Origin of the sequence: Bacillus sp. NTK034 (assembly GCF_017303275.1) — a bacterium.
Lineage (GTDB): Bacteria > Bacillota > Bacilli > Bacillales > Cytobacillaceae > Cytobacillus.
Map to the genome: position 1 here is coordinate 322,760 of NZ_JAFKOJ010000001.1, position 14,777 is coordinate 337,536.

Annotated in this window: 14 protein-coding genes; 11 read left to right on the top strand and 3 right to left on the bottom strand. The window is 40.6% G+C overall.

Features of this window, described 5'->3' with window-relative positions:
- Window positions 1-116: 116 nt before the first annotated feature.
- From JI665_RS01700 to JI665_RS01730, 7 genes are all read left to right on the top strand, one after another.
- On the top strand, window positions 117-1,580 hold the full coding sequence (locus JI665_RS01700; protein ID WP_206835463.1) for an aldehyde dehydrogenase: 1,464 nt from the start codon (window positions 117-119) through the stop codon (window positions 1,578-1,580).
- Between the two features lie 15 nt (window positions 1,581-1,595).
- A complete protein-coding gene (locus tag JI665_RS01705; RefSeq protein ID WP_206835466.1) occupies window positions 1,596-2,372 on the top strand; it encodes a 2-keto-4-pentenoate hydratase in 777 nt (258 codons plus the stop codon).
- 98 nt (window positions 2,373-2,470) lie between these two features.
- A complete protein-coding gene (locus tag JI665_RS01710) occupies window positions 2,471-3,355 on the top strand; it encodes an acetaldehyde dehydrogenase (acetylating) (protein WP_206835469.1) in 885 nt (294 codons plus the stop codon).
- A 19-nt stretch (window positions 3,356-3,374) separates the two neighbouring features.
- Window positions 3,375-4,400: a 4-hydroxy-2-oxovalerate aldolase gene (gene dmpG, locus JI665_RS01715; protein ID WP_206835472.1), complete on the top strand. Its 1,026-nt coding sequence runs from the start codon at window positions 3,375-3,377 to the stop codon at window positions 4,398-4,400.
- A gap of 15 nt (window positions 4,401-4,415) precedes the next feature.
- A complete protein-coding gene (locus JI665_RS01720) occupies window positions 4,416-5,204 on the top strand; it encodes a 2-keto-4-pentenoate hydratase (RefSeq protein ID WP_206835475.1) in 789 nt (262 codons plus the stop codon).
- Between the two features lie 43 nt (window positions 5,205-5,247).
- The gene (locus JI665_RS01725; protein WP_206835479.1) at window positions 5,248-5,433 is read left to right on the top strand and encodes a 4-oxalocrotonate tautomerase; all 186 of its coding nucleotides are present in this window, start codon (window positions 5,248-5,250) and stop codon (window positions 5,431-5,433) included.
- Window positions 5,434-5,492: 59 nt separating this feature from the next.
- Complete coding sequence (locus JI665_RS01730) at window positions 5,493-6,341, top strand: extradiol ring-cleavage dioxygenase (RefSeq protein ID WP_206835481.1); 849 nt, start codon at window positions 5,493-5,495, stop codon at window positions 6,339-6,341.
- Between the two features lie 82 nt (window positions 6,342-6,423).
- Here the strand turns inward: JI665_RS01730 and JI665_RS01735 are convergent, their stop codons facing one another.
- Window positions 6,424-7,329, bottom strand: coding sequence for a LysR family transcriptional regulator (locus JI665_RS01735; RefSeq protein WP_206835483.1), 906 nt, complete (start codon window positions 7,327-7,329; stop codon window positions 6,424-6,426).
- Between the two features lie 159 nt (window positions 7,330-7,488).
- On the opposite strand from JI665_RS01735, the gene JI665_RS01740 reads away from it, so the two are divergent.
- On the top strand, window positions 7,489-9,264 hold the full coding sequence (locus JI665_RS01740; protein ID WP_312886123.1) for a thiamine pyrophosphate-requiring protein: 1,776 nt from the start codon (window positions 7,489-7,491) through the stop codon (window positions 9,262-9,264).
- Window positions 9,265-9,384: 120 nt separating this feature from the next.
- A complete protein-coding gene (locus JI665_RS01745) occupies window positions 9,385-10,443 on the top strand; it encodes a TRAP transporter substrate-binding protein (RefSeq protein ID WP_206835486.1) in 1,059 nt (352 codons plus the stop codon).
- A gap of 52 nt (window positions 10,444-10,495) precedes the next feature.
- On the opposite strand, the gene JI665_RS01750 is transcribed toward JI665_RS01745, so the two are convergent.
- On the bottom strand, window positions 10,496-11,275 hold the full coding sequence (locus JI665_RS01750; RefSeq protein ID WP_206835489.1) for an IclR family transcriptional regulator: 780 nt from the start codon (window positions 11,273-11,275) through the stop codon (window positions 10,496-10,498).
- Between the two features lie 17 nt (window positions 11,276-11,292).
- Window positions 11,293-12,081: an IclR family transcriptional regulator gene (locus JI665_RS01755; RefSeq protein WP_370222273.1), complete on the bottom strand. Its 789-nt coding sequence runs from the start codon at window positions 12,079-12,081 to the stop codon at window positions 11,293-11,295.
- A 119-nt stretch (window positions 12,082-12,200) separates the two neighbouring features.
- Here JI665_RS01755 and pobA point away from each other — a divergent pair, with 119 nt between their 5' ends.
- Together pobA and JI665_RS01765 are read left to right on the top strand one after the other, a co-directional pair.
- Window positions 12,201-13,421, top strand: a complete 1,221-nt coding sequence (gene pobA / locus JI665_RS01760) for a 4-hydroxybenzoate 3-monooxygenase (protein WP_206835498.1) — start codon at window positions 12,201-12,203, stop codon at window positions 13,419-13,421.
- A gap of 302 nt (window positions 13,422-13,723) precedes the next feature.
- The gene (locus JI665_RS01765) at window positions 13,724-14,776 is read left to right on the top strand and encodes a TRAP transporter substrate-binding protein (RefSeq protein WP_206835501.1); all 1,053 of its coding nucleotides are present in this window, start codon (window positions 13,724-13,726) and stop codon (window positions 14,774-14,776) included.
- The last annotated feature ends 1 nt before the right edge of the window (window position 14,777 follow it).

Sequence of the window (14,777 nt, forward strand, 5' to 3'; positions counted from 1 at the left end):
AAAAGTTTCAAAAATTTACCCCTTGTTGCATATAGAGCAATTAACGTGTTGTTAAGCCTGAAAGTAAGCGTTAACATAAAATTGCGAAAATAAAAAAAGTTATTTAGGAGGCTAACATGCAAACAGAAGCTAAAATCAAAGCTATTAATTGTCAGCATTTTATTAACGGACAGTTTGTTGATTCTAAAAATCAAAAAACATTTGAAAATATTAACCCCGCAACTGAAGAAGTTTTGGGTACAGTCGCAGAAGGCGGTAAGGAAGAAGTGGATTATGCTGTAGCAGCAGCAAGAAGAGCATTAAAAGGCCCTTGGAAAAATACGACTCTGCAAGAGCGTTCAAAAATTCTTCGCCGAATAGGAGACCTGATCCTTGAAAGACAGGAAGAGCTGGCACACCTGGAAACTTTGGATACGGGAAAACCTTTTTCCCTTGCAAACAGCATCGATATTCCAAGGGCAGCATACAATTTCCATTTTTATGCTGATTATATTACTTCAATCGGAACGGAAGCTTACCAGCAGGATCAGCAGGCACTTCATTATGCATACCGCCGTCCAGTCGGTGTTGTCGGGATTATCAAGCCATGGAATCTGCCATTATTATTGCTTACCTGGAAATTGGCACCATGCTTAGGCATGGGCAATACAGCTGTCATTAAGCCGGCAGAGTGGACACCAATGACAGCAACAGTATTAATGGAGATTTGTAAAGAAGCCGGTGTCCCTGATGGAGTTGTTAATCTTGTTCACGGGTTCGGACCTAATTCTGCAGGTGGCGCGATCTCCGAACATCCTGATATTGATGCCATTTCATTTATCGGTGAACCTGGAACAGGTTCAGCGATTATGAAGTCGGCAGCTGATTCACTGAAAAAACTTTCATATGAACTTGGGGGCAAGAATCCTAATATCATTTTTGCTGATGCAGACTTGGATGAAGTAATTGAAACGACTATTAAATCCAGCTTTGTTAATCAAGGGGAAGTTTGCCTGTGCGGATCACGTATATACGTAGAACGACCGATCTATAATAAATTTGTCAGCAGGTTTGCTGAAAGGGTTAAAGCACTTAAAGTTGGCCACCCATTGAATGATGATACAAATGTTGGGGCACTGGTCAGCAAAGAACACTATGACCGGGTCATGGGCTATGTTGAAATCGCCAAAAGTGATGGGGGAACCATTGTAACAGGTGGTAAGCGTCCAGAAGGGCTTGAAAAAGGATACTATCTTGAGCCCACCATAATTACAGACTTAAGCCGCAATTCCCGCTGTATCCGTGAAGAAATCTTTGGGCCTGTTGTAACAGTCACCCCATTTGATATGGAGGAAGAAGTAGTTATGCAGGCAAATGATACACACTATGGATTAAGCGCAACGATTTGGACCAGCAATTTAAAGCGTGCCCACCGTGTTTCCCATCAAATTGAAGCAGGAATTATCTGGGTGAACACATGGTTCCTGCGTGATTTGAGAACACCATTCGGAGGAATGAAGAACAGCGGTATTGGAAGAACAGGCGGCATGCACAGCATTGATTTCTACTCCGAATTATCCAATATTACCATTAAATTGTAGATAGGAGAGCATGTTATGGGTGCAAATATAAAACAATATGCTGCTCAGCTTGAAGGGGCAGAGTTTTCAGGTACTGGGGTCCTGCCAATCACTTCCGATAATGCCGGGCTTACGATAGAAGAGGCTTATCAAATTCAACTCGAAAATATTAAGCGTAAAATTGAGAGAGGCAAAAAAATTGTCGGCAAAAAAATTGGTTTGACTTCCCTTGCTATGCAGCAGCTGCTGGGAGTGGATGAACCCGACTATGGTCATTTGCTTGATAGCATGGTTGTTGAGAATGGAGGAAAAATTTCAATCGAGAAGGTTCTTCAGCCTAAAGTGGAGGCGGAAATTGCGTTTGTTTTAAAAAAGGAATTAAAGGGGCCAAATGTCACAGCTTTAGATGTAATCCAGGCAACAGATTACGTAGTTCCTGCATTAGAGATTGTTGACAGCAGAATCAAAGATTGGAAGATTAAACTTCCTGACACCATTGCAGATAATGCTTCTTCCGGCTTCTATGTTTTAGGAGGAAAGCCAGCGAGGCTTTCGGATATAAACCTGGAGTTAATCGGAATGGTATTGATGAAAAATGGAGAGGTTGCCAATACAGGTGTTGGTGCGGCAGCATTAGGCAATCCGATCAATTGCGTAGCATGGCTTGCAAATAGATTAGCAGATTTTGATATTTCCCTAAAGAAGGGGGAAGTGATTCTATCAGGAGCCCTTTCTGCAGCTGTTGAAGCTAATGCAGGAGATATATTTACAGCACGGTTTGCTCATATTGGCCAGGTAAGCGTACATTTTTAAAAAATCATTGTTATCCTCTTCCGGTAAACACCCGCGGGAGATGGCGGTTATGATTAATTAGCCTGAAAACATTTCTTTAATAAAGAAAGGGGAGCGTTATGGGAAAGGTTAAAGTTGCTGTATTGGGTTCCGGTAATATAGGGACAGATCTAATGTTAAAGCTCCATCGTTCTGAAGTGCTTGAACTCACGACAGTTATCGGAATTGACCCTGAGTCTGATGGGTTGAAAAAAGCAAGGGAGCTTGGCTATCATACCATTGATAATGGAATAAAAGGATTCCTCGAAAGACCGGAATTGGCAGACATCGTATTTGATGCCACTTCTGCAAAAGCGCATATCAGACATGCAAAGCTATTAAGAGAAGCCGGGAAGCAGGTTTTGGATTTAACACCGGCGGCAGTCGGCCCCTTTGTGGTACCTCCTGTAAACATTTCGGAGCATTTGGAAGCAAATAATATCAATCTAATAACATGCGGAGGACAGGCGACAATTCCAATGGTTCATGCCATTAATAGGGTGCAGCCTGTAAAGTATGCAGAAATTGTTGCCACAATCTCTTCAAAAAGTGCAGGTCCCGGTACAAGGGCAAATATCGATGAATTTACACAGACTACTTCCAGAGGAATCGAAAAAATCGGCGGGGCAAAAAAAGGGAAAGCAATTATCATATTAAATCCTGCAGAACCTCCGATATTAATGAGAGATACCGTTCATGTTTTAGTTGAAGGAGAAAAAGTCAAGGAAGAAGAGATTATTGCTTCAATTCAAGAAATGGAAAAGCAGGTTCAGTCCTATGTTCCAGGTTATCGCTTGAGACAGGAGCCAATTTTTGACGGCAATAAGGTAACCGTTTTTCTTGAGGTGGAAGGCGCAGGGGATTATTTACCTAAATATTCCGGAAACCTTGATATCATGACAGCTGCATCCGTAAAAGTGGCTGAAGAGTGGGCAAAGAATAAAATCAACAAGGTAACTGTCTAAGAAAGGAGATGAGCTGGAAATGACTCTAAACAGAGATATTTTAATAACAGAGGTGGCATTGCGTGACGGAAGCCATGCAGTAGGACACCAATTTACAGTTGAGCAAGTAACACAAGTGGCCCGTGGATTGGATGAAGCAAATGTCCCTTACATTGAAGTGACCCATGGCGACGGTTTGGGCGGTTCTTCTTTACAATATGGCTTATCGCTTATGAATGAAATGGAGTTAATTGAAGCAGCTGCGGCTTCGGTTACTAATTCTAAAATTGCTGTTTTGCTATTGCCTGGAATTGGGACAATGCCGGAGTTAAAAGAAGCAGCCCGTTTAGGCGCAAAGATGGCAAGAATCGCCACCCATGTTACAGAAGCAGATGTTTCACCACAGCATATTGCATTGGCAAAAGATTTGGGTATGGAAACGGTAGGATTTTTAATGATGTCCCACATGGCGCCAACAGAAAAGCTTGTTGAACAGGCAAAGCTGATGGAAAGCTATGGAGCAGATACAGTATATGTAGTGGATTCTGCAGGTGCCTTGCTGCCGCATCAAGTGACAGAAAGAATTTATGCACTGAAAAACAGCTTATCGGTCAATATTGGATTCCACGGCCATAATAACCTTTCTTTAGCAATGGGTAATACTCTTGCTGCTATTGAAGCAGGGGCTACAAGGATTGACGGAAGCATTCGCTGTCTAGGCGCAGGAGCAGGAAATACCCAGACTGAAGTGCTTGTTGCTGTTTTAGACCGTCTTGGAATTAAAACTGGTGTGGATATTTATAAAATGATGGATATTGCAGAAAACTTGGTAGCGCCAATTTTACAAAAACCCCAAGAAATAACAAAGGATAGCCTGGTTCTTGGCTATGCAGGTGTCTATTCCAGCTTTTTGCTGCATGCACAGCGGGCAGCAGCAAGATTTGGAATTGATTCACGGGATATATTAATAGAACTTGGAAAGAGAAATGTTGTTGGAGGCCAGGAAGATATGATTATTGATGTGGCAGCAGAGATATCAAAGAAAAAACTAGGTGCCGGCGTCTGATAAGGAGGAAATTAAATGCCTAATCAAGAATATAAGGAAATTGCTCAATATTTAGTAGCAGCTGAAGTTGAAAAGCGTGAAGTAATTAAGATTACCTCAGAAATCAACCCTAATCTAACAGTTGAGGAAGGTTATCTGGTCCAACAAGAGCTGGTAAATATCAAGATGTCAGAGGGGAAGAAGATTATAGGCCCTAAGATGGGCTTAACCAGTCAGGCGAAGATGAAACAAATGAATGTGGATGAGCCGATATATGGATATGTATTTGATTATATGCTCATTGAAAATGGCGGGGAATTGTCTTTCCATGAGTTGATACATCCTAAAGTAGAGGCTGAAATCGCGTTTGTGATCGGTGAAGATATCGAAGGGCCGGGTGTAACAGGTGCCCAAGTGCTTGCAAAGACAGAATATGTGCTGCCGGCTCTGGAAATTATTGATAGCCGTTATGAGAACTTTAATTTTACCCTTCCGGATGTAATTGCTGATAATGCTTCAACATCACGTGTCGTATTTGGTACATCATTAAAGAAACCTGATCAACTGGATCTTGATTTAGTAGGCGCCACACTATCAATCAACGGAGAAATGAAAGATTTGGGAGCAGGTGCAGCAGTTTTAGGTCATCCTGCTAATTCAATTGCCATGCTTGCAAATATGCTTTCAAGAAAAGGCGAAAAAGTGCGAAAAGGTGATGTGATTCTCACTGGGGCACTTACTGGGGCAAGTATGCTTGCAGCAGGCGATTTTGTCAGCGGCAAATTTGATGGTCTTGGCGAAGTGACATTCACAGTAAAAGAGTGAGGAATCCGTCTAACATTTAATATAGAAAGAAGATGAAAAGAAAATGCCAATTATCAATGTTCAAATCATTGAAGGCAGACCGAAGGAAAAGGTTGCTGAAGTAATTCAGAATATTACAAATGCGGTTTCAGAAACATTAGATGCCCCTAAAGAAACAGTAAGAGTGATTGTGACAGAAATCCCTAAAACGCACTGGGGAAAAGCGGGGAAGCCAATGTCAGAAAAATGAAAGCTAATCGTTTAGTTATCTTTTAGCGTGAAAAAACTTTTTAAAGGAGGATCAGATGAATGACGATTGAGCTATGTATGCTCGTACCCCATGTTCCAAGTATTTGCCATGAAGACCAGGTTCCTGACTTCCAGCAGCCAATGGTAACTGCAATGAAGGAATTGGCCAAGGATATTGAACAAATTAAACCGGATGCGATTGTGCTTGTTTCATGTCACTGGCCGTCGACATTTTTTCACTATGTTGATGGTACACCAATACATAAAGGGATCTTAACAGCAATAGAAGCACCTGACTTAATTAAAGATGTTCCCTACTCCTATCCAGGAGATGAAATGCTGGCGAATGAATTGGTGAGTGCTGGAAAAGCTGCCGGCCTGCAAGTGCAGGGCGTAAATGATCCATATTATGTATGGGATTATGGGAGTGTGGTACCTCTGAGATACCTTGTTCCAAAAGAGGATATACCAGTCATTAACCTTTCAGTTACATTAGCGGCAAGCATTGAGGAAACCTATCAATGGGGACAGGTAATTGCAAAGGTTCTGCGTGAAAGCCAAAAGCGGATTGTATTTGTTTCGAGCGGTGCCTTATCTCATAATCTGGTTAGGGGCAGGCATAACAAGCCGACTATCGCAGAACATGCCCTTGATAAGCAGTTTGTAGAGTTTGTAATGAATAATGACTACAAGTCTGCTTACCAAATGCTTCCTGAATATGCGAGAATGGCGAAAGTTGAATCGGGTGGACGCCATTTGGCGATGCTTTTCAGCATGCTGCAAGATAATTGTACCCCATCCTATTTGGCGGATGGACAATCCTCAGGAAGCTGGAATGCACTTATTACCTTTGAAAAAGCAAATGTATCATGTAATGGTGAGACCACAGAACGAGAATATGCAAACTAATAAAATGATAAAGAAGCTGTGTAAATGCAGATTTATACAGCTTCTTTGTGCTTTAATTACGGTTTTGAATCTTTGCTCAATTTTAAAATTTATTTAGGATATGATGGCTGTTCTTGTTGAATGTTTCCAGGAAGCGTTTGGCGATCTGTGATAAATAACCGTTTTTCAGCCAAATAGCATAAGTTCCTGTGGTAAGGCGGCAATCATTAATTGAAAGAACTTTAAGATTATCTCGGGAGTAAGATGCTGAAGCTGATAAGGGAAGAATAACTGCACCGGCCCCTGACTCAACTAATGATAATAGGATGGTGGTATTTGGAGACTCTGCAACAATTTTTGGCTTTAATCCCCTTTTGGTGAATTCTTCAAGAAGCATTTCATAAATACCTTCTCCGTTTACTCGATGCAAAGCTACTAAAGGCAAAACAGAGAGTTCTTCCATAGTCACAGAATTCGTATTACTGCCAACTGCCCACTCTTTAGGAAGTATGCAAACAAAGGGCTCTTCCTCGATTGAGATATATGAGAAATTTTTCTTTTCGATTGGGGAACGAACGATTGCAAGCTCAATTTGCCGGTCAAGAATGTAATCAGATAAACGAAATGGATCGCCTTCCCATATTTTAAAAGTGATGTGAGGATAATATGCTTGAAAGTGGTGTATTCGTTCCGGCAGATGGCATATACAAGAAATAGCTGTACCGATATTGAGAGTTCCGCGCAATCCTCCTCCTGCTTCTTTTACTTCAGTGATAATATCATCGAAGTTATATAAATGCTTTTTCCCTTTTTTATATAGAATTTCTCCGGCTTCAGTTAATTCAAGTGTTCTTCCATTACGAATAAGCAATTTTGTTCCAAGCTCTTTTTCTAAATTTATTAACTGCTGGCTCAGGGGAGGCTGCGCCATATTCAACTTTTTCGCTGCAAGGGTAATTTGTCCTTCTTCTACAATTGTAATGAAATATTTGAGCTGCCTTAAATCCATACAAACCGGCTCCTTGTCTTAAGTATACTTAAAAAGTATATAAATATTAGAAAATTAATATTTTTCATATATTTTACCATGTGATAGGATTTAATTAAACAGTTATGTAAGCGCTTAAAAATGGTTTAGGCAAAAACGATTACGATAGGAGGAGAGAATGTGAGTGTTCAGGAAGTGAAAAAAGAAACAAGCATAGCTTCAAACTATAAGACAATATATACAACAGCTGACGCAATGCTGGAAACTTTACAGGAAAATGGGGTGAAATATATTTTTGCCAATTTGGGAAGTGACCATCCCGCCATCATTGAAAGCTTTGCCAAAGCTAAATTAGAAGATAAGGATACACCTCAAATTATTACTTGTCCTCACGAATTTGTTGCTATGAGTGCTGCACATGGATATGCCATGCTTACTGGAGAGCCGCAGGCTGTTATTGTTCATGTTGACTGTGGGACACAGAACTTGGGCGGGGCTATACATAATGCTGCAAAGGCAAGAATCCCAATTCTGATATTTGCTGGAACATCACCAGCTACACAGGAGGGGGAATTAAAGGGAAGCCGAAATGAGTATATTCATTGGCTGCAGGATTCGTTTGATCAAAGGGGAATCGTAAGAGGATATGCGAAATACGACAATGAAATACGAACTGGCAAAAATATCAAACAAGTGGTAACTCGGTCAATTCAAATTGCTAAGAGTGATCCTAAAGGGCCTGCATACTTAATGGCTGCGCGTGAAGTAATGGAAGAAGAAATTGACCCTTATGAAATTGATCATAATAGATGGGGGTGCATATCTCCTTCTGCCATACCAGATGATAGAATACAGGAAATAGCAGGCCGATTGCTGAAAGCAGCAAAACCTTTAATTGTTACTTCATACGCAGGGAGGAACCAGAGAAGTGTACAACAGTTAATTAAGTTATCTGAAAGACTGGCAATACCTGTACTTGAATCAGTGCCCAGCTATATGAATTTCCCATCTGATCATCCGATGCATATAGGTTATACATGGAATGAACCACATCAGAATAAACATTTGGAAGACGCCGACTTTATTCTTGTAGTAGACAGCGATGTTCCATGGATTCCATATAAAAATAAACCCTCTGAGAATTCCGAAATTATAATCATTGACATAGACCCTTTAAAGGAAAAAATCCCGCTTTGGTATATCCCGGCGGAAGGATTCTTTAAAGCAGATTCCTTCATTGCCCTCTCACAAATTAATTCCTACATTAATAAGCATCAGAGATTAATAGATGAATCGTCCGTTTCAAATAGATATACAGCCATTTCAAGGATTCACAAAGCACAAAGACTTGAATGGGAGGCAATGGAGTATCCCGGCGAGGAATCAGCCATTACACCACAAATGCTGACAGGCTGTTTAAGGGAGGTTCTCAATGATGAAGACATAGTCATTAGTGAGGCCATAACAAATTTCTCAACAGTTACAAGACATCTGCCAAGGAATAAGCCGGGTACTTACTTTAGCCCAGGAGCAAGCTCCTTAGGCTGGAGCGGGGGAGCTGCATTTGGTGCAAAGCTGGCCGCACCAGATAAGCTTGTTGTTGCATTGACAGGTGATGGAAGTTTTATGTTCAGTAATCCAACTCCTTTGCACTGGATGTCAGGAAAATATGAAACTCCTTTCTTAACGATTATTTACAACAATGAGGGCTGGACAGCACCAAAACTTTCTACATTAGGAGTGCATCCAAATGGAATCGCTCAACAAACAGATGAATTTTTTGTTAAATTCAATCCAGCGGCGAGGTACGCTGATATCGCTAAATCTGCTGGCGGGACATTCGCCTTTATTGTTGAAAAGCCAAAAGAACTAAAAGATACCCTGTTAAAAGCTATTCATGCCGTCAAACATGAAGGCAAGTCAGCGGTAGTGGATGTCAGGCTGCCGCAAGGCTAAAATTTCAAAGAAAATGGTGAATAGGCTCATTCCAATGAAGCACAAATCGAGAATTGCTTAACATCATTCTAAAAAAATCAGAAAATCTTAAACTGCCAAAAGAAAAAGGGGTGTAACGCAGTGGGAAAGAATCAGCAATTTATTAGACGTATTGGCATTTTGGGAGTTGCAAGTTTAATGGCTTTTGCTTTAACAGCATGTAGCGGCTCTTCCAATAATACCGCAGCGAAAGGTGAAAAAACTGTTGATCTGGCTGTGTCCAGCTTTATGCCAGGCCAGCATCCGCAGCATTCGGATGTTATTGAGCCTTTTTTGAGAGAGGTTGAAAAAGCAACTGAAGGAAGAGTCAAAGGGACTATTTATTCCGGGAGTGCCCTGGGAAAAGCAAATGAACAATATGACTTGGCGGTTACAGGTACGGCAGCTATGTCAATGGCACTGCATGCCAATACTCCTGGGAAGTTCCCTTTAACAGGTGTCACAGAACTGCCGTTTATGGGGGAAAATGCGGAAGACGGTACCCGTATTTTCTGGTCATTGTATGAAAAATTCCCTGAAATAGCTGAAGAACATGCAGAGACTAAAGTCGCCTGGTTATTTAAGAATGATGCAGCCCAAATTTTCACTACGAAAAAACCTATAAAGAAAATGGAAGATTTAAATGGATTGAAGATTCGAACCCCTTCTCCTGCTGGAACAGCTATTCTTGAGACGTTTGGAGCTACCCCTGTATCCATTCCTATGGATGGTGTATATGAAGCCATGCAGAAAGGAGTCGTTGACGGAGCTTTAGCTCCTGCATCGGTGATAACAAACTTCCAATTGTCTGATGTCACAAAGTATATAACCAAAGGGGATTTCTATACGAGCAGCTTATTCATGGTTATGAACTCCAAAACCTGGGAAAACATATCCCCTGAGGATCAAAAAGCTATAGAGAATCTAATGGGGGAATCAGTGGCTATGAAAGCTGGTGCTGTGTATGATGAAGACGGTGATCTGGGCTGGAAGCAAGCGGAGGAAGCCGGAATAGAAGTTTATGAGCTATCTGATGATGAAAAAGCAGAATGGGAAAAAGCCCTGCAGCCTGTTTATAGTAAGTGGATTGATGAAATGAAAGCCAAAGGGCTTCCTGGCAAGGAGATCTATGATGAAGCTGTCCGTTTGAAAAATCAATGATCACATAATTAATGCGCCTGTCCCCAAAGGGACGGGCGCATTTATATTTTAGTCAAATACATAAGTTGCGATTTATTATTTTTTCAGAAAGTTCATTTGCAGCCCTCTTTACTATCTTCGCCAGCTCAGGGGCACTTTGATGATTGATTCTCGAGGAGGGACCTGCAATGCTTATTGAATAGGAGGCCATTCCTGGTTGAGAAAACACAGGAGAGGCAATAGATGATACACCCTTATGCATTTCTTCCCTGCTAAAAGCATAGCCGTTTTTTTTAATCAGAGAAAGTAGGAATTTTAGTTTTTGTGGATTAGTAACCGTGTAATCAGTTAACTTTGGCAGTCCTTTTTCAATTACTCCCTTAATCACTTCCTCAGGCTGGAAAGCTAGTATTGCTTGTCCTGAACTTGTACAGTGGATGTAGTTTCGCTTGCCAGCATGTGAAAGGAGGTGTACATAGTTTACAGCATCCATTTTTTGTAAGTAGATGACTCTATTATCTGTCAAGGTAGACAAATGTGCGGTTTCACCTGTCTCTTGAACTAATCTCTTCAGAATGTCAGGTGAACATTTACAGATATCATATTGGGACAGAATTGTCGTTCCTTTTGCTAAAATAGAGGATCCGAGCCGGAAGTTTTTAGATACAGGATCTCTCGCAAGGAAGCCTTCTTGCATTAGTGTAAATGTCAATCGATAAATGGTGCTGTTTCCAACGCCTAACTTTTCGCTAAGTTCGCTTAAACTTAGTTCTGGCTCCTCCATTGTGAAGAGATTTAATAGTCTTAATGCATTCCTTAGTGAGGAAACTCTCCCAGCTGGCAAATTCTCCATTTAATCTCCCCCTTACTTTAAATATCAATAAAAACTGATTCAAGATACCCTAATCTTTTTGAAATAGCCTCTGCTGTTTTGGTGATTTCCGATACGATTTCCATCATTTTGCTTTCCGAAATTCTTTGTCTTGGGCCGGCTGCACTAACTGCAGCAATGACCTTACCGGTATAATCTTTGACAGGTGCAGCAATACTGACTGCATCTGTATGAAGTACATCTATACAAATTGCAAACCCTTTTTCTTTTATGTAATGAATCTCTTGTAAAAGTTCTTCCTGGTTAGTAAAACTGTTCGGTCCCATCTTCGGAAGCCCATTGCCAATCACCTCTATCGTTTTCTCCATAGGCTGGTGAGCTAACAACACCAGTCCAGAACTCGTGCATACGGCAGGATTGTCTTTGCCTATGTATGAAAGGAGCCTGACTGGGTGTTTACATTCAGTTTTTAGTAAATATATGATTCTGTCACCTTCCAATACGGAGATGTGAGCTGTTTCTCCTATTCTATTTACCAGTGAGTTTAATGGCTCTGCCGCTTCCCGATGTATTTCCAAATGAGTAGTCAGGACGCCAGCTAAACATAAAAGGGTTAATCCAAGGCGGTATTGTTTTCCGTATTTTTCCAAATAACCTTCCTCTGTCAAATCTGCAACTAAGCGGCTAACAGAACTTTTGGGTACATTTAGCTCGCGTGAGATTTCTGTTATCCCCCATAGAGGCTTATCTTTTGTAAACAATTTGATAATGGAAAGTCCGTTTTGGACTGATTGTAATAACGATTTACTGGTAGCCAAACAAACCACTCCAAAAAATTCATACTTGTTCCATATAGAAGAAAAAGTTTCTTCTATTCAGAATATTCATATTATAACATGGTGTTGAAAGCGTTAACATATAAAAAGCAAAAAAGGAGATTGGTAGTTTGCGTACACAAGTAGGAATTATTGGAGCTGGACCTGCAGGACTAATGTTGTCTCATTTACTGCATCTGCAGGGAATTGAAACTATTGTTGTTGAGAAAAGGTCGCGGGAAGAAATTGAAGGCACCATCCGTGCAGGAGTGCTGGAACAGGGGACAGTGGATTTGCTGAATGCATCCGGAGTAGGAGAAAGAATGTTGAAAGAGGGGCATATTCATCAGGGCATAGAGCTGCAATTTAATAGAAATAGGCATCGGATCAACATGGAAGAATTGACAGGCGGCAAAAAGATTACTGTATATGCGCAGCACGAGGTCATCAAGGATTTAGTTGCTGCAAGGGTGCAGGCTGGCGGGGAAATTATTTTTAATGCTGATCATGTGAGTTTACATGATATTGAAACAGAAGAGCCTAAGATTCGCTTTAAGAAGGAAGGAATGGGAAATGAAATTGTATGCGATTTTATAGCTGGCTGTGATGGTTTCCATGGGCCCAGCCGCCAGGCCATTCCAAATATCATCCGTACAGAAAAGCAGAAAGTATATCCTTTTGGATGGCTTGGTATCTTGGCTGAAACCCCGCCGGTAAATCCCGAACTAATTTACACAAACCATGAAAGAGGATTTGCCCTAATAAGTACACGTTCACCAGAAGTCCAGCGCCATTATCTTCAGGTAGATCCAAATGATGATATAAAGAATTGGTCAGACGACCGGATATGGACGGAACTGCATGCCAGGGTTGATAGTGAAGATGGATTAAAAATGAAGGAAGGTCCAATCATACAAAAAAATATCGTGTCTATGCGAAGTTTTGTTTGTGAAACCATGCAGCATGGACGTTTATTTATTGCCGGCGATGCAGCACATATCGTACCGCCTACAGGAGCCAAGGGATTAAATCTTGCTATCTCGGATGTATACGTCATGTCAAATGGCCTGCTGCAGTTCTATCAATCAGGCAAACAAGAGATTCTTGACCAATATTCTGAAATATGCCTGCGCAGAATCTGGAAGGCACAAAGATTCTCCTATTGGATGACAACCATGCTGCATCGAGATGTCAACCATTCATCCTATGAATATCAAATTCAACTCGCAGAACTGGATTATGTGACATCATCCATTGCCGCATCGACTAGCCTGGCAGAGAATTATGTTGGTCTTCCATTTGAAATTCCTGGATATAATTTTAATATGAATTCTGCCGGTTTGTCAGTTTAATTATTTCTTTGCAGCTCATAATGAGGCGCCTTTAGCACTCATTATGAGTTTTTTTGTTTTATGGAAAAAATAAAAAATTTTTAATATGTTGCACATAGAGCAACTGACCCCTTGTTGCTGAATAAACAATGAAATAACATAAAAATAAGAAAATATAAAAAATTTAATATATTCAAAATGGAAGGAGGTCTATAAAATAGTTGGCTGTTTATACATTTTTAATGATTAAAATGAAAGCGTTTTATTTATAAAAATGCCAGTATTTTAATGAAAAATTTAATAGGCAGAAAGGGAGAAAAGAAGTGAAAAAAACTACAAAGTTTTCATTTGCGATTTTGATGATATTGATGCTGATGGTTTTCACTGCTTGTTCAAGCACTTCTGGCGGTAAGGCTGAGGCTGATGGGAAAGGGCTCGAATTTAAAATGGGACATATGAATTCCCCAGATCATGTCCAGGACAAATTAGCTATGGCACCTTTTAGTGAAGAGGTTGCAAAGGTTACAGAAAATAGAGTGAAATTTAAAATATACCCTGGCGGAGCCTTGGGAGGCCCTAAAGATACTTATGACAACATAGTTACAGGGATCATGGATGCAGGTTGGGGACTACAGGGATACAATGCAGGGAAATTCCCAGTTCATTCTGTTCTGCAGCTGCCATTTCTTACTGGGGGCAACGGTGCTGAATTAAGTGTTGTAGCTCAAAAACTGTATGACACTTTCCCGGAAATTCAGAAAGAATATGACGACGTAAAGCTGCTTTGGGTACATGCTGCTGATCCTTATGCAATTATTACAAAAGGGAAAGCTGTAAGAAGTTTTGAAGATGCTAAGGGCTTGAAGTTAAGAACACCATCAGTAGAAGCTGGGAAAATGATCGAGTCATGGGGAGCAACTCCTGTTTCACTTCCTGCGCCGGAGATTTATGATGCTATGCAAAAGGGAGTGATAGATGGTGGCGTTCTGCCAGTTGCAGCAATCAAAGACTTTAACTTATTTGATGTAGTGGATTATGTTACTCTGGGGGATTTTAATACGAGCATTTATTATGTTGCAATGAATAAGAATAGCTGGGACAAGATCCCTAAAGAAGATCAAGAAATGATAAATGAACTAATCGGCGTTCCAATGGCAGAAAAAGCCGGTGCTGCATTCGATAAACAAAAAGAACTGGCAGAGAAAGAAGCAAAAGATGGAGGCACGGAGTTCATTAATTTATCAGATTCAGACTTACAGAAATTTAAAGATGCATCAAAAGGTGTAACGGAAAATTGGTTATCCGAAATGGAGAAAAAAGATGTTGATGGCCAAAAAATCTATGATAAAACGATTAAGTTAATAGAGAGCAAGTAGT

Bases quoted from the DNA above. Each gene is read 5' to 3' on its own strand.
- JI665_RS01700 (WP_206835463.1), top strand. From the start codon at position 117: ATGCAAACAGAAGCTAAAATCAAAGCTATTAATTGTCAGCATTTTATT.
- JI665_RS01705 (WP_206835466.1), top strand. From the start codon at position 1,596: ATGGGTGCAAATATAAAACAATATGCTGCTCAGCTTGAAGGGGCAGAG.
- JI665_RS01710 (WP_206835469.1), top strand. From the start codon at position 2,471: ATGGGAAAGGTTAAAGTTGCTGTATTGGGTTCCGGTAATATAGGGACA.
- dmpG (WP_206835472.1), top strand. From the start codon at position 3,375: ATGACTCTAAACAGAGATATTTTAATAACAGAGGTGGCATTGCGTGAC.
- JI665_RS01720 (WP_206835475.1), top strand. From the start codon at position 4,416: ATGCCTAATCAAGAATATAAGGAAATTGCTCAATATTTAGTAGCAGCT.
- JI665_RS01725 (WP_206835479.1), top strand. From the start codon at position 5,248: ATGCCAATTATCAATGTTCAAATCATTGAAGGCAGACCGAAGGAAAAG.
- JI665_RS01730 (WP_206835481.1), top strand. From the start codon at position 5,493: ATGACGATTGAGCTATGTATGCTCGTACCCCATGTTCCAAGTATTTGC.
- JI665_RS01735 (WP_206835483.1), bottom strand. From the start codon at position 7,329: ATGGATTTAAGGCAGCTCAAATATTTCATTACAATTGTAGAAGAAGGA.
- JI665_RS01750 (WP_206835489.1), bottom strand. From the start codon at position 11,275: ATGGAGAATTTGCCAGCTGGGAGAGTTTCCTCACTAAGGAATGCATTA.